Annotated in this window: 17 protein-coding genes and 1 pseudogene; 11 read left to right on the forward strand and 7 right to left on the reverse strand. The window is 72.7% G+C overall.

Annotation, left to right across the window (positions count from 1 at the left end; all coding sequences use genetic code 11):
* The first annotated feature begins 69 nt into the window (after positions 1 to 69).
* From IE294_RS00210 to IE294_RS00220, 3 genes are all read left to right on the forward strand, one after another.
* Positions 70 to 612 carry a hypothetical protein gene (locus tag IE294_RS00210; RefSeq protein ID WP_229916968.1) on the forward strand — a complete coding sequence of 181 codons (543 nt, stop codon included), beginning with the start codon at positions 70 to 72 and terminating at the stop codon, positions 610 to 612.
* 86 nt (positions 613 to 698) lie between these two features.
* Positions 699 to 1382: a hypothetical protein gene (locus IE294_RS00215; RefSeq protein WP_189881157.1), complete on the forward strand. Its 684-nt coding sequence runs from the start codon at positions 699 to 701 to the stop codon at positions 1380 to 1382.
* Positions 1382 to 2056: an RES family NAD+ phosphorylase gene (locus tag IE294_RS00220; protein WP_189881158.1), complete on the forward strand. Its 675-nt coding sequence runs from the start codon at positions 1382 to 1384 to the stop codon at positions 2054 to 2056. Before IE294_RS00215 ends, IE294_RS00220 begins: the two co-directional genes overlap by 1 nt.
* Before the next feature lie 26 nt (positions 2057 to 2082).
* Here the strand turns inward: IE294_RS00220 and IE294_RS00225 are convergent, their stop codons facing one another.
* Both IE294_RS00225 and IE294_RS00230 read right to left on the reverse strand, forming a co-directional pair.
* Positions 2083 to 3348, reverse strand: coding sequence for a cation:proton antiporter domain-containing protein (locus IE294_RS00225; protein ID WP_189881159.1), 1266 nt, complete (start codon positions 3346 to 3348; stop codon positions 2083 to 2085).
* A 277-nt stretch (positions 3349 to 3625) separates the two neighbouring features.
* Complete coding sequence (locus IE294_RS00230; protein WP_189881160.1) at positions 3626 to 4999, reverse strand: chitinase; 1374 nt, start codon at positions 4997 to 4999, stop codon at positions 3626 to 3628.
* Between the two features lie 228 nt (positions 5000 to 5227).
* Between IE294_RS00230 and IE294_RS00235 the strand changes: the two genes are divergently transcribed.
* Positions 5228 to 6064 (forward strand): SDR family NAD(P)-dependent oxidoreductase, encoded by an 837-nt coding sequence (locus IE294_RS00235; RefSeq protein WP_189881161.1) that lies wholly within the window; start codon positions 5228 to 5230, stop codon positions 6062 to 6064.
* A 198-nt stretch (positions 6065 to 6262) separates the two neighbouring features.
* Here IE294_RS00235 and IE294_RS00240 read toward each other — a convergent pair whose 3' ends face one another.
* Together IE294_RS00240 and IE294_RS00245 are read right to left on the reverse strand one after the other, a co-directional pair.
* Entirely contained in the window at positions 6263 to 7411 is a 1149-nt protein-coding gene (locus tag IE294_RS00240; RefSeq protein ID WP_189881162.1) for an MAB_1171c family putative transporter, read from the reverse strand.
* Positions 7404 to 7925, reverse strand: a complete 522-nt coding sequence (locus tag IE294_RS00245) for a regulator component (RefSeq protein WP_189881163.1) — start codon at positions 7923 to 7925, stop codon at positions 7404 to 7406. The genes IE294_RS00240 and IE294_RS00245 overlap by 8 nt, the downstream gene beginning before the upstream one ends.
* A gap of 411 nt (positions 7926 to 8336) precedes the next feature.
* Between IE294_RS00245 and IE294_RS00250 the strand changes: the two genes are divergently transcribed.
* Entirely contained in the window at positions 8337 to 8642 is a 306-nt protein-coding gene (locus tag IE294_RS00250; RefSeq protein WP_189881164.1) for a LysR family transcriptional regulator, read from the forward strand.
* Between the two features lie 346 nt (positions 8643 to 8988).
* Complete coding sequence (miaB, locus tag IE294_RS00255; RefSeq protein ID WP_189881165.1) at positions 8989 to 10518, forward strand: tRNA (N6-isopentenyl adenosine(37)-C2)-methylthiotransferase MiaB; 1530 nt, start codon at positions 8989 to 8991, stop codon at positions 10516 to 10518.
* 83 nt (positions 10519 to 10601) lie between these two features.
* Here the strand turns inward: miaB and IE294_RS00260 are convergent.
* Positions 10602 to 10717: pseudogene (locus tag IE294_RS00260) on the reverse strand (Lrp/AsnC family transcriptional regulator); the annotation flags it as partial.
* Between the two features lie 97 nt (positions 10718 to 10814).
* Between IE294_RS00260 and IE294_RS00265 the strand changes: the two are divergent.
* Positions 10815 to 11528: a class III extradiol dioxygenase subunit B-like domain-containing protein gene (locus IE294_RS00265; RefSeq protein WP_189881166.1), complete on the forward strand. Its 714-nt coding sequence runs from the start codon at positions 10815 to 10817 to the stop codon at positions 11526 to 11528.
* Positions 11529 to 11855: 327 nt separating this feature from the next.
* On the opposite strand, the gene IE294_RS00270 is transcribed toward IE294_RS00265, so the two are convergent.
* Both IE294_RS00270 and IE294_RS00275 read right to left on the reverse strand, forming a co-directional pair.
* Positions 11856 to 12143, reverse strand: a complete 288-nt coding sequence (locus IE294_RS00270) for an antitoxin (protein ID WP_014675440.1) — start codon at positions 12141 to 12143, stop codon at positions 11856 to 11858.
* A 24-nt stretch (positions 12144 to 12167) separates the two neighbouring features.
* A complete protein-coding gene (locus IE294_RS00275; protein ID WP_229916969.1) occupies positions 12168 to 12461 on the reverse strand; it encodes a hypothetical protein in 294 nt (97 codons plus the stop codon).
* A 182-nt stretch (positions 12462 to 12643) separates the two neighbouring features.
* On the opposite strand from IE294_RS00275, the gene miaA reads away from it, so the two are divergent.
* The 4 genes from miaA (at position 12644) to IE294_RS00295 (ending at position 18019) form a co-directional block, all read left to right on the forward strand.
* On the forward strand, positions 12644 to 13582 hold the full coding sequence (gene miaA / locus IE294_RS00280; RefSeq protein ID WP_189881167.1) for a tRNA (adenosine(37)-N6)-dimethylallyltransferase MiaA: 939 nt from the start codon (positions 12644 to 12646) through the stop codon (positions 13580 to 13582).
* 371 nt (positions 13583 to 13953) lie between these two features.
* Positions 13954 to 14433: a hypothetical protein gene (locus IE294_RS00285; RefSeq protein WP_189814192.1), complete on the forward strand. Its 480-nt coding sequence runs from the start codon at positions 13954 to 13956 to the stop codon at positions 14431 to 14433.
* Positions 14434 to 14479: 46 nt separating this feature from the next.
* Positions 14480 to 15349, forward strand: a complete 870-nt coding sequence (gene dapF, locus IE294_RS00290; RefSeq protein ID WP_189881169.1) for a diaminopimelate epimerase — start codon at positions 14480 to 14482, stop codon at positions 15347 to 15349.
* Between the two features lie 186 nt (positions 15350 to 15535).
* Positions 15536 to 18019, forward strand: a complete 2484-nt coding sequence (locus IE294_RS00295; protein WP_189881170.1) for a RelA/SpoT family protein — start codon at positions 15536 to 15538, stop codon at positions 18017 to 18019.
* Positions 18020 to 18041: the final 22 nt, after the last annotated feature.

Below are 18041 nucleotides of genomic sequence, written 5' to 3' on the forward strand. Positions count from 1 at the left end.
GGCTGTTCACTCGGCGCGCGGGTGCTGATTTCCTGACAGCGTGGGCCATGACGGGGACGGAGGGCGGGGGTGGATGTCGGGGAAGCGACCGCGCCCGTGGTCGCGGTCGTCGGGGTCGTCGGCACGCTCCTGTCCGCGCTGCTGACCCAGCGCGCGGCCGACCGCAGCCGCCGGCGGGAGCAGGAGCGCGCCGAGGAGGTGCGCGAGCGGCGCCGGCACGCCCAGGAACTGCGCGCGTGCTACGTCGCCCTCAACACCTGCGCGCGGCAGTACCTGGCCGCGCTCACCGACCACATGCACGCCCTGGGGCGTGAGGAGGAGCTGCCGGCCGCACGGCAGCGGCTCACGGAGGCACGCGACCAGTACCGGGACGTGTACGCGGAGGCCCAGATGCGGATGCCCGACCGGGTGCTCGGCCTCGCGGGCGGCCTCAGCCACTACCTCGGGGCGGTCTACGGCATGATCCGGCGCCTGGACGACGGAACCCCACGCGCCGGTGACTCACCGGCCGCGGTGCGGGAGAACATCGACGAGCTGTGGGGCCGACTGCGCGGGATGCGGCGCGAGATGCGCTCACAACTGGGTGGCTTCCGGGCGGATTCCGGGCGGTGAGGAGGGCGGGAGCGGGATCGTGTCGCCGTGCGCGCCGGGGGTCGGCATAGTACGGCGCAGACGGCGGACGCGGAGGGGAGGACGGCGTGCACGAGGAGCGTGCGGGAGCGGCGGAGCGGCTGCTCGCCCTGATCGGCGAACACCGGGACACCATCCACGAGGCGCTGGGCGAGGAGCAGTTCACGGTGCTGCTGGCCCGGCTGACGGCGCTCGCCGAAGCGCCGGCGGACGACGACCGGGCGGTACGCAGGGCACTCCACGGCGTCAGGCTGGTGCTGCTGAAGCTGCCGCTGGGCCATCCGGTGCGCGGGGAACTGGACTCCCCACGCGGTGCCGTGACCCTGCCCGGACCGGGGACCGTGGCCGGGGCGCGGGAGCTGATGGCCTGGTACGGCCTGCCGTCGCCGGCGCGTGGACCGGCGTACGAACCGGACCCCGGGCACGAGCGGCTGCTGCGGGAACCGGCCCTGTCGGCCCCCGAGGCGCGGGCCCGGTGCGGTGGCGCGCCGCCTCCCGAGCTGATCGGACTGCGCGCTCGCGACGGCGGCGACCGCTACCCGGAGTTCCAGTTCGCACCGGACGGCGGCACCCCGTACGAGGTCGTCCTGGAGGTCAACCGGCTGCTGCTCGCGGACATCGACCCGTGGGGGGCCGCGGCCTGGTGGTTCAGCGGCAACAGCTGGCTGGGCGGCACCCCCGCCGCGCTGCTCGGCCGACTGCCCGACCACCGGCTGACGGGCGCGGCCCGCGAACTGGCGGAGGGGGAGTGATGAGCGGCTTCTTCCCCATGATCGACCTGAAGCTGCGGCCCCGTCGCCGGGTGATCCCGGCGGGCACGGTGCTGTGGCGGGTGCACCAGTCCCGGTACGCGGCAGACGAGTTCAACCCGCGACTCGCGGACATCCACTTCGAGGGGGGCCGCTTCGACGGCACCGTGCTGGACACGTACCACAGCCTGTACCTGGCGGACAGCGCGCTGACGGCACTGGCCGAGAGCGTGCTGCGCTCCCGGCCGTTCGAACCACCCGTCGGCGAGCGCACGATCCCCTACCGCGCGGTCTGGCAACGGTCGCTCAGCTGTCTGCGCACGCGCTACGACCTGACCCTCGTCTCCCTGATCAGCGGCGCGGACCTGGCCGCCGTGTGCCAGGACGCCACGCTGCTGGAGGACGAGAGCAACTACGCGCGGGCGCGGCGCTGGTCGAGCGAGATCCGGGCGCAGGCATCCGATGCCATGGGCCTGATCTGGGAGTCCCGGCGCAACCGGTCGGAACACGCGCTGGTGCTCTATCACGACCGTTGCGCGGGTCCGGGCGGCGGGCCGCTGGAGGTCCTGCCGGGGCGGGGCATCCAGGACCTCGGTTCCGAGGAGGGCTGGGAGCGTGCCAGCGAACTCCTCGCACCGCTGCGGGCGAGGATCGCCAAGCCCGAGTGGCCGTGTTGAGAGCGAGGTGGACGTCGCGGTGTCCGTCATCGCCCAGCAGTGGGCGACCGGGGATCGCGGGCCGCCGGGAGGAGGTCGTGATCGGCGACGGTGTCCGGCTGGAAGAGGGAGAGGAGCGGCCCCGCCATCGCCGTGGTCACGACGGCCATGGCGACCATCAGGGAGTACAACCGGTCGTTGAGGACACCGAGTTGCAGACCGGCGGTCAGAATGATGAGCTCGGTGAGACCCCTGGTGTTCATCAGCGTGGCGAGCACCGCGGATTGGCGCGCCGTGACGCCGTGCGCCCGGGCGCTCAGGAACGCGCCGAGGAATTTGCCGCTGACCGCGACCAGCATGATGAGGCCGAAGTCCAGCCATCCGGACCGCCCCAGGTGCGACAGGTCGACTTTCAGGCCCACGCTGATGAAGAAGACCGGCAGCAGTAAATGGCTGCTCATGTGGCCGATCCGCTCGGTGATGTCCGCGCGCAGCTGCTCGGTGGACTCCTTCGGCATCACCACGCCGAAGAAGAAGGCGCCGAAGATGAAATGCAGCCCGATCTTCTCCGTGACCGCCCCCGACATGAGGAGACCGGCGAGGACGACCGTCAGCGCGACGGGACTCAGCCGGGCGGTACCGCCGGTGGCGGCGACCAGTCCGCGCAGCAGCGGACGCACCACCCAGAGCATCACACCGGCGTACGGCACGAGCAGCAGCAGGTACCACTGGTCGGCGCCGGCCCCGCCGACGATCGCGACCACGGCGGCGAGCATGCACCAGGCGAGCACGTCGCCGATCGCGGCGCAGGCCAGCGCCAGTCCGCCGACCGGGGTGTGCTGCATCTTGCGGTCCGTGAGAATGCGGGCCAGCACCGGAAAGGCGGTCACCGCCATCGCCGTGCCCATGAAGAGCACGAATCCCAGCCGGTGATCCGGGGCGTTGTCGTCGACCAGCAGCAGGGCGAGCAGAGCGCCGAGTCCGAACGGCAGCACGATGGAGGAGACCGACACGGTGACCGCCAGTCGTCCGGTCCCGCGCAGGAGTCCGCGGTCCAGTTCCAGGCCCACGATGAACATGAAGACGGCCATGCCGACATCGGCGAGAGCCGTGAGCATCGGCCGGATACCGGTGGGAAACAGGAAGTCCGACACCGTATGGCCCAGGAGAGTCGGGCCGAGTGCGATACCCGCGAGCACCTCGCCGATGACCGCGGGCTGGGACAATCGCCGGGCCACCATGCCCAGGAGATGGGCGAGGACGAGAATGAGAGCCAGGTCGGAGAAGAGCGCGAACAATTGGTTCGTGGTCACCGGTCCCTGCCTTCATGACGGGCCGCGTGTGCCGCCCGGAATTCGATGGGATGCCGCCGACGTGCCCAGCCATGCTTCGGTGCGCCGGCCCTTTTTGTCAACGGCTTCCGTGGTCCCGGAAAGGCGACCGGGATTCCCCTTGACGCGGAAGGTGCCGGGAGAGGCGGAAACGGGAGGCGCCGAGCGCGTCGAGCGCGCCGGTCGCCTCCCGTGAGGTCACCGCGAGAGCCCCGGGCCGTGCTGGCGGTGTCCGCCGCCGGTCCCGGGGCCGGGCCGGTCAGCCGGTGTAGCCGGCGAAGACCCGCGTGTAGTCCCAGGCGGACTGGCTGACGCCGGAGCAGCTGTCGGCGGGCCCGCCGGTGCAGGGACGGTCCCGGTTGGCGGACCAGAAGGTCAGCCGGGCCAGGTGGTGCTGCTGGGCGTAGCCCAGGATGGTGCGGAAGTCGGCCACCGTGACGGTCTCGTTCTGGTCGGTGATGCCGTTCATGGACGAGATGCCCATGTCCCGGTAGGCCTGGTCGTCGCTGTAGTGGTAGGCGTTCTTCAGGGCGTTCTTCAGGCCCTCGGCCGCCTGCACGGTCAGGTTGCCCATGTTCTGGCCCGCGCCGTCGAAGTCGAACGGCATGATGGCCCAGGCGTCGACGGTCAGACCGGAGGCGGCGGCCCGGTTGATGAGGCTGGTGTCGGGGCCGCTCTGGCCGGTGCCGATGGTGATGTACACCTTCAGACCGGGGTTGTTGGCCTTCACGGTCTTCAGCGCGTCGACCGTGCGCTGCTGGACGGTGCCGTTGCTGTAGGCGTCGGCCTCCAGGTCGATGTCGATCGCCTTCAGGCCGTAGGTGTTGATGACCTTCTGGTAGGCGGCGGCGAGCTCGCCGGCGCTGGAGCAGGAACTCTCCAGCTTGTTGCCGCTGTAACCGCCGAAGGACGGGATGACGTCACCGCCGTTCGCCCGCACGGTGTTGACCGTCTGCTGGTCCACTCCGCCGGTCAGCGGACGGCTGCCGTCCCACTGCGGGTTGCAGTAGCCGTTGCTCAGCACGAAGGCGAGCGTGAACCACTTGACGCCCGTGGCCTGGGTGATGGTGGTCGGGTCGGGCGGGCTGCCCCAGCCGTTGTACAGGTACGGCGCCACCGCCATCGGTGCCGAGGGGGTGCTGCCGCCGGCCGCGGGCGCGTTCCACTTCTGGTTGGCGGTACCGGTGCAGCTCCAGATCTGTGCCCGGGTGCCGTTGGCGGAGTTGTTGTCGGTGACGTCCAGGCACTTGTTCGCCTGCGGGTTGACGATGTCGTGGGCGGCGGTGACGGTCCACTTCTGGTTGGCGCCGCCGGTACAGGTCCACAGCTGTGCCTTGGCGCCGTCGGCGGTGGAGTTGCCGGTGACGTCGAGGCACTTGCCGAGGGCGCGGATGGTGCCGTCGCTGCCGACGGTCCACTGCTGGGCGCTGGTGCCGTTGCAGTCGTAGAGCTGTACGGCGGTGCCGTCGGCGGAGGCGGCCCCGGCGACGTCGAGGCACTTGCCGGCGAGGCCGGTGATCGTGCCGGTCGCGGCCTGTGCGGGGGAGGCGGCGAACAGCCCGGTGGACAGGGTGAGAGCGGCGACCGCCAGCGCGGCGGAAGCGGACGCGGGCAAGGACCTGGCTCTGGGCATGGTGGGGGCGCCCTTTCGTGGGGTGGGGTGGTCGCCCGGCGAAACTAGAGGTACGGACCACTTCCGTCAAGGTATGAAGTAAGAAGTGAGGGAAGGGAGTTGCCGTGCCGACCACCGGAGCGGACGCTGGCCGGAAGTCGTCACCGCCGCAGCGGTGGGTCCTAAGCTCGGTCGCGCTTGGCGATCTCGGTGATGCTCGGTGATCTCGGTGAAGGGGCCTGAACTGCGATGGAGGACAAGCGCGTTGTCGTCGTGACCGGCGGAGGCTCGGGTATCGGCCAGTCGACGGCCCGGCTGCTGACCGAGGCGGGTCACCAGGTGGTCGTCTCCGGCCGCCGGACCGAACCCCTGGAGCGCCTCGCTCAGGAGACGGGGGCGCTGGCACATCCGTCCGACGTCGGGGACCCCGACGCGGCCGAGGGGCTGGTCCAGGCGGCCCTGGCCGCGTACGGACGGCTCGACGGGCTGGTGCTGAACGCGGGCATCGGGCGCGGCGGAGCCGTGGGCGACATGTCGCTGCGGGACTGGGACGAGGTGATGCGCACCAACGTGACCGGTCCGCTCCTCCTGCTGCGCGCCGCGATCCCGCACCTGCTGGAGTCCCGGGGAGCGGTGGTCGCCGTCGCTTCCGTGTCCGCGCTGCGCAACGGCACGAGCAACGCGCCGTACGCCACCTCCAAGGCCGCCCTGCTCCAGCTGTGCCGTTCCGTCGCCGTCGACTACGGGCGTCAGGGGGTGCGGGCCAACATCGTGTGTCCCGGCTGGGTGCGCACCGAGATGGCCGACCGGCGCATGGCGCGCTTCGCCGCGGAGGCGGAACTGCCGGGTGGCGGGGTGGAGGCGGGCTACGCGGAGGCCACCAGGCTGCTGCCGCAGGGGCGCCCGGGTGAGCCGCGCGAGGTCGCGGAGGCGATCGGCTGGCTGCTGTCCCCGGCGGCGTCGTACGTCAACGGCGCGGTGCTCACCGTGGACGGCGGCGCGACGGCCCTCGACCCGGGAACACTCGCGTTCGACTACCGGATCGCGGCCCGCGACGGCGGGCACGGCTCCGCCGCTCCCCACTGACCGGGCTTCGGTGCCGCTCGGCTGGTGTGCGGGGCGGGTTGACGGGGCTTCGGCGCTGCTCGGCTGGTGGGCAGCGCGGTTGACGGGGCTCCTGCTGGGGCGGTCTTCAGCACGGCTGTCGAGGCCCCTGCTCCGTCAGGCTTCCGCGCGGCGGGCCGGCTTCCGCGTTGCCGGCTGGCTCCGCCGGCCGGCCAGGCTTCAGCGCCGACGGGCCGGCGAGGTCCGGTCGGGGCAGGGGAGTGCGCCGGTCATGGCGGGCCACATCCGGGCGATCCCGAGGAGTGTCCCCGGACTGCCCTGCGTCACCCCGGGCAAGGGCCGCGGGTCGGCCGGTGGCACGCCGGCGAGGACGGCCCGCCGGGCCTGGTCCACGGCACCGGCGAGCGCGGCGGACGCCAGACGATCGTCCCGCACCCCCGCCCGCCTGGCGTACCGGTACGCGTTCTCGTAGGCGTCCGGCCGCACGTACTGCTGGAGTGTCAGAAGGGCGTCGTACGTCTCGATGGTCTGCCGGTGCGCCTGCAAGGCCGGCGGAAGGCGCGGCCACAGCACCTCCTGGAGCCGGGACCGCCGGGGCCCGGTGAGGGCCACATGGGGCACCGCCGTCACCAGGTCGCGCCACAGCGGCCACAGCCGCCAGATCGTCCGCAGCGCGCCGGCCGTCCGGACGAGGGCGCTCGCGGTGGGGACCAGCAGGGACGCCGCCCGCAGGAAGCCGTGCACACTCATGATCATGGTCAGGTAGGGGAGCAGGCGCGGGACACGGTCGTAGAGGTGCCAGAGGTAGCCGGACCAGAAGGCGAGCGCGAGCACGCTGCCCGCCGCGAACAGGCGCAGCGACCATACGAGATCGCGCTCGGTCGTCCGCAGGCTGTACCGCCAGCAGACCACGACGGCGGCGGCGTCACCGGCCAGATGGGCGGCGATGAGGATCAGCCAGTAGGCGGACGCGGCGGACGCGGGCCCCTGGGCGGACGCCGTTCCCGTGCCGAGGTGCATGAGACCCAGGACGAGCAACGAGACGAGGGCCGCCGTCATCCCCACCGCCACGAAGCGGCGCAGCCGCGGCGGACCGCTGGAATCGACGACGAAGAGCAGGACCAGTCCCGCGCTGAGCACGCCGATCAGATTGCGGACGAGGGACACCGTGTGGACATCGAGGCCGGCCGACGTGAGCGGGCCGACGATCCCGGGCTGGAAGAGGGTGATCGCGATGGTCGTGGCCAGCACGGTGAGCCAGAGCCCCCGCTGCTGGGAGTGGCGCAGTGCCGGCCGGGCCCGCCAGACGAGGGCGAACCACAGGGCGAAGACGCCGGCGAGTCCGACCCGGGCCGCCAGCTCATTCACCGGCGTCGGCCGTCACCCCGAGGAACGCGCCGAGCCGCCCCAGGGGTCCGGCCACCCGGCCGGCGGTCCCGGCGCTCTGGATCAGGGTGGCGATCATCTCGGCTTCCTGTTCCTCGGTGTTCGTGTAGCTGGTCCTGGCCCTCAGCCGTGTGACGAGATGGGGCTGGAGGCCGACCAGGAGGTCACCGGCCTGCTGCTCGCCGTCGACCGTGAGGCTCCGGTGGTGGTCGCACAGCACGTGGCCGATCTCGTGGAGGATGATGTGCTCCCGGTGCAGCGGGGCGGTCCGGGCCTCGTAGAAGACGTAGTCGGCCTTGTCGGTGGCCATCCACAGGCCGCAGGCCCCGGTGGCCGCCGCCTCCTCGGGCAGTTCCCTCAGCACGAGCGGACGGCCTCTGAGCTCTTCCACCCGCTCCCGTACCGCGTCCAGGGACAGCGACCGGGGCACCCCGAGATCGCGCAGGATCGTGGTGCACCGGCGCCGTAGCGCGGCGTACTCGCCCGTTCTCCTCACCTGCCGTGTCACCCCGTTCGGGCGAGAAAGCACTTCATGTCACCAGCGGACACGCTGTGGGTCACACCTAAGCAGGTCGCGCGCCCTCTTGCACACGCCTGCCCGGCCTTTTTGGTCACCCTTTGGCGAAAACCTTCTGCTGCGCCCGGCCGGCCCATGACCGCGTCGGGGCCCGGACAGGCGCCGGCCGGGCCGGGTCAGGCGTCGAAGCCGACGTCGCGGCCGACCGGCTCCCAGGCCGGCGGCTCGGGGGTGTGCACGGCAAGCACCCGGTGATCCCGTCAAGGCCGCCGCGGCCGTTCTCACCGCCCTCGACAGCGGCAGGACGCCGCTGCGCCTGCCGTTGGGCAACGATTCCATGGACGCGCTCAAGGGCCACCTGGACAGCGTCCGTGACGACACACCGGCGGGGTGACGGCCACCGCGGCCGGGCGGGACGTCGTGGCGGAGGCCCGCCGTACGCTGCGCCGGGCCGACCGCATCCGGGTGCTCGCGGAGCGCCACCGGCGGTCGGGCACCCGGGTGCTGCGGGTGGGTTCGAGGCCGGCGACGCCGGTGGGGCTCACCGCCCAGGGCGAGTTCGCGCGTCGCCGGCCCGGCGTCCGCGTCGAACCGAAACGCCCCGACCGGGGCGAGGAGGTGACGGCAGCGTCAAGGACGAACCCCTCACCTGGACGGCGCGCGCACCGCGCCCCTGGGCGGACTGGTGGGCGGTGAACCCGAGGCCCGACGGCTCGACACCGCGCGGGGGACCGGCCGACGACAACGCCGAGGAAATGCTGGAGCAGGCGCCGCCCGGGGAGGCCGTCCGCTTCGCCCCGGCGGGCCTGGCCCGCCACCACGCCCGGCCCGACCTCGCCCGGGTCCCGCTTCTGGCCGTCGAGCCCCTGCGCGCAGCGATGGCCTGGATGTGGGGAACGGAGACCGGTCTCGTCCGGCGATTCGCCGAGACCGTACGGGGACTCGTCGCGGACAGCCCGCCGCAGTGCCCGGGAGGCCGGGCCCGAGGCCGCCGGCCGGCAGGGCAGCGATCGCCCCCTCCGGGACCGCCTACCCTTGACGCATGACCAGCAGCAGCGACCGGAGCCCCGCAGTGGACGTTCAAGGATCCAAGAGTTACGAAATCCGCACCTACGGGTGCCAGATGAACGTCCACGACTCCGAGCGATTGGCCGGGCTGCTCGAAGACGCCGGGTACGTGCGGGCCCCCGAGGGCTCGGACGGCGACGCCGACGTCGTCGTCTTCAACACCTGCGCGGTCCGCGAGAACGCCGACAACCGGCTCTACGGCAACCTCGGACGGCTCGCGCCGAAGAAGGCCTCGCGCCCCGGGATGCAGATCGCGGTCGGCGGCTGCCTCGCGCAGAAGGACCGGGACACCATCGTGAAGAAGGCGCCCTGGGTGGACGTCGTCTTCGGCACGCACAACATCGGCAAGCTGCCCGTCCTGCTGGAGCGCGCCCGCGTCCAGGAGGAGGCGCAGGTCGAGATCGCCGAGTCCCTGGAGGCCTTCCCCTCCACGCTGCCGACCCGCCGCGAGAGCGCCTACGCGGCCTGGGTGTCGATCTCCGTCGGCTGCAACAACACGTGCACCTTCTGTATCGTCCCGGCCCTGCGCGGCAAGGAGAAGGACCGCCGCCCCGGCGACATCCTCGCGGAGATCGAGGCCCTGGTCGGCGAGGGCGTCTCCGAGATCACGCTGCTCGGCCAGAACGTCAACGCGTACGGCTCCGACATCGGCGACCGCGAGGCGTTCAGCAAGCTGCTGCGCGCCTGCGGGACCATCGAGGGCCTGGAGCGGGTCCGCTTCACCTCCCCGCACCCGCGCGACTTCACCGACGACGTCATCGCCGCCATGGCCGAGACGCCGAACGTGATGCCGCAGCTGCACATGCCGCTCCAGTCCGGCTCGGACACGGTCCTGAAGGCGATGCGCCGCTCCTACCGCCAGGACCGCTACCTGGGAATCATCGAGAAGGTGCGGGCGGCCATCCCGCACGCCGCGATCACCACCGACATCATCGTGGGCTTCCCCGGCGAGACCGAGGAGGACTTCGAGCAGACGCTGCACGTCGTCCGCGAGGCCCGCTTCGCGCAGGCCTTCACCTTCCAGTACTCCAAGCGCCCCGGCACCCCCGCCGCGACCATGGAGAACCAGATCCCGAAGGAGGTCGTCCAGGAGCGCTACGAGCGGCTGGTCGCCCTCCAGGAGGAGATCTCCTGGGAGGAGAACAAGAAGCAGGTCGGCCGCACGCTGGAGCTGATGGTCGCGGAGGGCGAGGGCCGTAAGGACGGCGCCACCCACCGTCTCTCCGGCCGCGCCCCCGACAACCGCCTCGTCCACTTCACCAAGCCGGACCAGGAGGTGCGCCCCGGCGACGTCGTCACCGTCGAGGTCACCTACGCCGCCCCGCACCACCTCCTCGCCGAGGGCCCCGTCCTCGGCGTGCGCCGCACGCGCGCGGGGGACGCCTGGGAGAAGCGCACCGCCGCGGCGGCCGCCAAGCCGGCGGGGGTCATGCTCGGCCTGCCGAAGATCGGCGTCCCGGCGCCGCTGCCGGCGGCCACGGGAAGCGCCTGCGGCTGCGACTGAGGTCCTGGCGCACCGCGGGGCGGCAGGCAGCAGCACGCTCCTGCCACACGTGCGACCTCTTCGGCGAGTACGTGATCAGCGTCCGGGTGGCCGGGCGCGGTGGGGGACAGGGAGGACCCGTGCCGGTGATCACGCCGTCCCGTTCCATCCGGTCCAGCCGGGCCTGGAGTGTGCCGTGGGCGACGCCGAGGACGCGGGCGGCAAGCTCGTGGTGCTCGTCCTGACGGTGACCGGCCCGGCGGACGTGCTGATCGAGGAGTGACACGCGCCCCGCTCGCGGGGTTACGCTGCCGATCATGCTTGTCGCCGCCGCAGTCTGCCCCTGCCCACCACTGCTCGTGCCCGAGGTCGCCGCGGGTGCCGCGTCAGAACTGGACGCCGCCCGCGCGGCCTGCACGGACGCGCTCGGCGTGCTCGCCGCCGCCCGCCCCGGCCTGCTGGTGGTCGTCGGCACCGCCGAGGAGGGCGGGCGCGGCCCGTTCCCGCAGGGCACCCCGGGCACCTTCCGCGGATTCGGGGTCGACCTGGACGTACACCTGGGGCCCGCCGCTCACCCCGCCCCGGAGCGCCCGCTGCCGACCTCCCTGGCCGTCGGCGCCTGGCTGCTGGAGCGGACCGGCTGGTCCGACGCCCCGATCGAGGGACTCGGCGTCGCGGACACGCTGGAGCCGGAGCGGTGCGCCGAGACCGGACGGGAGCTGGCGGGCCGGGCCGGGCGGGTGGCCCTGCTGGTGATGGGGGACGGCAGCGCCTGCCGCACGGTCAAGGCACCGGGCTACCTGGACGAGCGGGCGGCGCCCTTCGACGCGGAGGCCGCCCGGGCACTCGGCGCGGCGGACCTGGCCGCCCTGCGGGCACTGGACCCGGCCCTGGCCCGCGAACTGAAGGCCGCGGGCCGCGCGCCCTGGCAGATCCTGGCCGGCGCGGCCGAGAACGCGAACCTCGGCGGGGCACTGCTGTACGAGGACGCGCCGTACGGCGTGGGGTACATGGTCGCGTCCTGGTCCTGAGCCCGCGCCGAGGTCTGGGCGGCCGTACGACCGCTGCACGCGCGCGTGCGGACGCGGTATCACCGGCCGGCTCTGCCTCCGCGTGCGGATGTGCGGCTCTCCCACGCCTGCTCGACGTACGTACGAGCCTGCCCGCGCGCGTGCGACGTACCGGCGCCGACACCGCGCGTGCCGACGTACGACCCCGCTCCCGCGCACGCTGATCCACGCCGCCGTCGCAGGGGTGGGCGGAGGAACCGGCTCTCGGCGGACAGCGCACGCCGCCGGGGCGCCCCGCGGATCACGGGACGCCCCGGGCGCGTAGTCGCCAGGAACGACCGTCGGCCCTCACGAAGCCGGTGGCGGGCCCTCCGGGTGGGTCGGACGGGTCGGGGTCATCGGGTCGTGGGGCGCCGCCTCCGGGCCGCCCTTGTGCGCGAGGCGGTCCATGGCCTCCTTGGCCTTGCCCGTGCCCGCCTGGATCTTGTCGCTGTACTTGCCCTTGGTCCGCTGGTCGACGGCCTTCGCGGCCTTGTCGATCCCGTGCTGGACCTTGTCCCCGTGCTGCCGAGCGAGGTCCGACACCTTGTCCTTGGCCGGGCCCAGCTTGGCCTTCATGTTGTCCATCAGACCCATGGTCCACCTTCCCTCGCGGGACAGTTATCTGCGGGCGCCCTCGCCGGCCTCGCTGTCGGCGGCCTCGTCCGCGGACTGCTGGCGGGGGATCCCGGCACCGTCGGACGCGTCGTCCGTACCGGAGTCCGAGCGCACGGCCCCGTCCTGGTGCCCGTCACCGGACGCGTCCTCCGTCTCCGCCGGTCCGGTTCCCCTCGCCTCCGCCGCCTCCGCCTGCTCCGTCTCGGTCTCCTCCGGCTCCGTGCCGGCGCTCACCGCCGTGGCCGACGCCTCCGGAGTCGCCTTCGATCGGCCGAGAAGCCGTGCAAACACGCCCATATCCACTCCATACGGTACTCGTGCGGGCGAATTCCCGCGTCACCCGGTGCGTAAGGTTGCGCCGCCCGGGTCACCGCCCCCGGCAGCCCGGCGGGCGGCACCTCGCACGGGCAACGACCCGGGATGTACGCCGTCACGTAACTCGTTCGAGGCCTCGCCGGAAGGTTTGCGAGACTGGTGCGGTGAGCAGTGCACCCCCCGCCCCCCGCGTCATCGCCGTCGTCGGACCCACCGCGGCCGGAAAGTCCGATCTCGGCGTCTTCCTGGCCCAGAGGCTCGGCGGCGAGATCGTCAACGCCGACTCCATGCAGCTGTACCGAGGGATGGACATCGGTACCGCCAAGCTGACGCCCGAGGAGCGCGGCGGCGTCCCACACCATCTGCTGGACATCTGGGACGTGACGGTCACCGCGTCGGTCGCCGAGTACCAGAAGCTGGCCCGCGCGCGGATCGACGCACTGCTCGCAGAAGGCCGCTGGCCCATCCTGGTCGGCGGCTCCGGTCTGTACGTCCGTGGCGCCGTCGACAACCTGGAGTTCCCGGGTACCGACCCGGAGGTCCGGGCCCGCCTGGAGGAGGAACTGGCGCTGCGCGGCTCGGGCGCGCTGCACGCCCGGCTGGCCGCCGCCGACCCCGAGGCCGCCCGCGTGATCCTGCCGAGCAACGGCCGCCGTATCGTCCGCGCCCTCGAAGTGATCGAGATCACCGGCCAGCCCTTCACGGCCAACCTGCCCGGTCATGACTCCGTCTACGACACCGTCCAGATCGGTGTCGACGTGGCTCGTCCGGAACTGGACGACCGCATCGCGCGGCGCGTCGACCGCATGTGGGAGGCGGGTCTCGTGGCGGAGGTGCGCGCACTGGAGGCGCAGGGCCTGCGCGAGGGGCGCACGGCGTCGCGCGCGCTCGGCTACCAGCAGGTGCTGACGGCACTCGCCGGGGAGTGCACCGAAGCGGAAGCGCGGGCCGAGACCGTCCGTGCCACCAAGCGCTTCGCGCGCCGCCAGGATTCATGGTTCAGGCGCGATCCCCGGGTGCACTGGTTGAGTGGGGCCGCGGTGGATCGCCGGGAACTTCCGCAGCAGGCCCTGGCGTTGGTCGAACGACCGGTTACAGCCTGATCACGTCATGGCATCGGGATGCGCCGCCGGTCATCGCGGCCATGGGCGCCGTGCCATCATCGAGCTTCGATCGACCAAGTGGAGCCTAGTTGGGAGGGCGCGTGGCGATGGAGGCCGGCCCTCGCGACACCGCACGAAGTGCCGAGCACGTCACCACAGAGGGTGACGATCCGGGCCGGGGCGGTCCGCGCCCCGGCGGGGACCGCCCACGGGTGAACGGGCATGCCGACAGCCGTCCGCGCGAGAACGGCGTGCTCGACGCCGCTGTCCCCGACGACGGCCTCCGCGAGGACCGTCTCACGGAGACCGCCCTGTCCGGCGACCGGCTCCCCGGGGACCTGCTCCCGGAGGACCGCCTCTCCGACGACCGCCTGTCCGACCCCGGCCTTTCTGACGACCACCTCTCCGGCGACCGCCTCCCCGAAGACCCTCTGGCCGATGACGGGCCCGACGACACCGTCGGCGGTGTGACCGCCGACGGACCGGCGCCCGAGGAGATGTACCCGAGCGGGCCGGAGGTCGAGGTCGAACTGCGCCCGCAGCGCCGGCTGCGCATCTGGCAACTCGCCCCCATCGTGGGCCTGGCCGCCGTCGGCTCCCTGATGTTCGCCTTCCCCCTCGCCTTCGACTTCGGCGACAGCGGCGCGGTCATCGCCATGCTCGGCCTGCTGATCTGCTCCTGCGCGGCGGGCTGGGGCATGATGGCCGCCCGCCGGGTGGGCTACACCTGGCCCGGCCTGCCCCCGCGCGGCTCCGGCCGCCGCCCCGACTGGCGGGTGGTGCTCGGGTACGTGCTCCTGGTGGCCGTGGTCGTGGTGCTCGCGGTGTGGCGCGTCGCCCGCCTGCGCTAGACCCGCCGGAACGGGCACTGACGTACCCACCCCGTACGATCGAGGAATGAGCACAAGGATCGCCTTCCTCAAGGGCCACGGCACCGAGAACGACTTCGTGATCGTTCCGGACCCCGAGAACGCCCTCGACCTGCCCCCGGCCGCCGTCGCCGCCCTGTGCGACCGCCGGGCGGGCATCGGAGGCGACGGCGTGCTGCACGTCGTACGGTCCGCGGCTCACCCGGAGGCGCAGGGGATGGCCGCCGAGGCCGAGTGGTTCATGGACTACCACAATGGCGATGGCTCGGTCGCCGAGATGTGCGGCAACGGCGTCCGTGTGTTCGCGCGCTACCTCCAGCACGCCGGACATGTGGCCGAAGGGGACCTCACGATCGCCACGCGCGCGGGGGTGAAGACCGTCCACATCGCGAAGGACGGCGACATCACCGTCGGCATGGGCCGCGCCCGCCTCCCCGAGGGAGACGTCACGGTCACCGTCAGTGAGCGCAGCTGGCCCGCGCGCAACGTGAACATGGGCAACCCGCACGCGGTGGCCTTCGTGGCCGACCTGGCGCACGCCGGCGACCTGTACACCGCGCCGCCGGTCAGCCCGGCGGCCACCTACCCGGACGGTGTGAACGTCGAGTTCGTGGTCGACCGCGGCCCCCGCCACGTCGCCATGCGCGTGCACGAGCGAGGCTCCGGCGAGACCCGCTCGTGCGGTACGGGCGCGTGCGCCGTCGCCGTGGCCACCGCCCGGCGGGACGGCGCCGACCCGGCCGTCACCGGCACCCCGGCGACATACACCGTCGACGTGCCCGGGGGCCGCCTCGTCATCACCGAGCGACCGGACGGCGAGATCGAGATGACCGGCCCCGCCGTGATCGTCGCCGAGGGCGAGATCGACGCCGAGTGGCTGGCTCACGCGTTCGGCTGACCCACGACCCTAAACCTCAAATCCGTCGCTCGAATGGGTGATCCGTTTCACGCTCGGCGAGAGGCGGTCTGTCGCACGTGATGGGCTCGGTAGCATCAAGCACCGGCACGGACGGGGGAACGTCGCCATCCCTGAGCCGCGTACGCCCTGGGGCCCCGTCCGCCGGTCCACGAGCCGGAGGTGCCCATGAGTGCGGAGGCCACGAATCCTGCGACCGCTGGCCCGGTAGCGCCCACAGCGCCACAAGCGCTCACAGCGTCCGTGGCGCCCGCGGCGGCGCGCAGAAAGTCCAGGCCCCGGATCGATCTGCGCCGACTGGGCCGGGCCGCGCTGCTCGGCCCCACGACCCGCGGCAAACTGCCCGACGCGATCAGCCATGTCGTGGAGGCGCACCGCGCCCACCATCCCGACGCCGACCTCGAACCCCTGCGCCGCGCCTACGTCCTGGCGGAGTCCTCGCATCGCGGCCAGATGCGCAAGAGCGGTGAGCCGTACATCACGCACCCGCTCGCCGTGACCCTGATCCTCGCCGAACTCGGCGCCGAGACCACGACGTTGACGGCCTCCCTGCTGCACGACACGGTCGAGGACACCGAGGTGACGCTGCATCAGGTGCGGGAACAGTTCGGGGAGGAGGTCCGTTATCTGGTCGACGGCGTCACGAAACTGGAGAAGGTCGACTACGGAGCCGCCGCCGAGCCCGAGACCTTCCGCAAGATGCTCGTCGCCACCGGCAACGACGTGCGCGTGATGTCGATCAAACTCGCCGACCGCCTGCACAACATGCGCACCCTCGGCGTGATGCGCCCCGAGAAACAGGAGCGGATCGCCAAGGTCACCCGTGACGTCCTCATCCCGCTCGCCGAACGCCTCGGCGTGCAGGCCCTGAAGACCGAACTGGAGGACCTGGTCTTCGCCATCCTCCACCCCGAGGAGTACGAGCACACCAGAGAACTCATCGCGGAGAACGCCGCCCGCCCCGGCGACCCCCTCGCCGAGGTCGCCGACGAGGTGCGCGGGGTGCTGCGCGAGTCCGGCATCCCGGCCGAAGTCCTCATCCGCCCCCGGCACTTCGTCTCCGTCCACCGTGTGGCCCGCAAACGCGGACAGCTGCGCGGCTCCGACTTCGGCCGCCTGCTGGTGCTGGTGAACGAGGACGCGGACTGTTACGGCGTCCTCGGCGAACTGCACACGTGCATGACGCCGGTGGTGTCGGAGTTCAAGGACTTCATCGCCGTACCGAAGTTCAACCTCTACCAGTCCCTGCACACCGCCGTCGCCCGCCCCGACGGCCAGGTGGTCGAAGTCCTCATCCGCACCCACCTGATGCACAAGGTGGCGGAGGCCGGTGTCGTGGCCCTCGGCAACCCGTACGCACCCGCCGCCGACACTCCCGCGTCCGACACCGCCACGGCCGACGCCCCGTCTTCCGGTGCCCCGGCCGACGGTGAGCGCGTCGACCCCACCCGCCCCGGCTGGCTCTCCCGCCTCCTCGACTGGCAGCAGGCCGCCCCCGACCCCGACACCTTCTGGTCCACCCTGCGCGAGGACCTCGCCCAGGACCGCGAGATCACCGTCTTCCGCCCCGACGGCGGTGCGCTCGGCCTGCCCGAGGGCGCCACCTGCGTGGACGCCGCCTACGCGCAGTACGGCGAGGACGCGCACGCCTGCATCGGCGCCCGCGTCAACGGCCGGCTGGCCACCCTCAGCACGGTCCTGCGCGACGGCGACACGGTCCAGCTGCTGATGGGCCAGGACCCGGCCTCCGAACCCTCCCGTGAGTGGCTGGAGCACGCGCACACCCCGGCCGCCCGCATCGCCATCCAGCGCTGGCTGGCGACCCACCCCGCCGGCGGCACCGACCCGGCCGAGTCGGGCGAGTCGGGCGACACCTGCGCCGGAGGCGTCCGGGCCACCGCCGGGCCCTTCGAGGCCGCCGCCGAGCCCCGCACGGCGTCGTCACGGGCGGGAGAGGCCCCTTCGACCGACCCCGCAGCCACCACCGCCCGCCCCGCACCTGCAACCGCCCGCTTCGCGGACCCCTCCGCGACCCGTTCAGCAGCCCCTTCCGCAACCCGTCCCGCAGACTCCGCCGCGGCCCGTCCCGCCGGGCCGTCCGGCACCCACCCCGTAGGTCCCTCCTCACCCCGCTCCTCAGCCGCTCCGGGGGCTGCGCCGGCGCACCCCGCCGACGGTGCCCACGCCCCGCGCTCCCGGCGCGCCGAGGTCCTCGTGGACCGGCCCGGTGCCGCCGTACGGCTCGCCGGGTGCTGCACGCCCGTACCGCCGGACGAGATCACCGGGTTCGCGGTGCGCGGGGGCGTGGTGACCGTGCACCGCGTGGAGTGCGCGGCGGTGGCGCACATGAAGAGCAGGGGGCGCGCGGAGATCGGCGTGCGCTGGGGGGACACCGCCGAGTGCCGGGTCTCCCTGGTCGCTGAATCGTTCGGCCGCCCCCATCTGCTCGCCGACCTCACCGAGGCGATCGCCGTGCAGGGCGTCGAGATCGTCTCCGCCACCGTCGAACCGCCCAGCCAGCAGCGGGTGCGGCACACCTACACCCTCCAGTTGCCCGACGCGGCCCACCTCCCGGCCCTGATGCGCGCCATGCGGGACGTACCGGGGGTGTACGACGTACGGAGGGCGCAGCACCAGCCGAGGGCGTCCTGACGACGGCGTCCACGAGCGTCCC

Source organism: Streptomyces canarius, assembly GCF_014650735.1.
Taxonomy (GTDB): Bacteria; Actinomycetota; Actinomycetes; order Streptomycetales; family Streptomycetaceae; genus Streptomyces; species Streptomyces olivaceoviridis.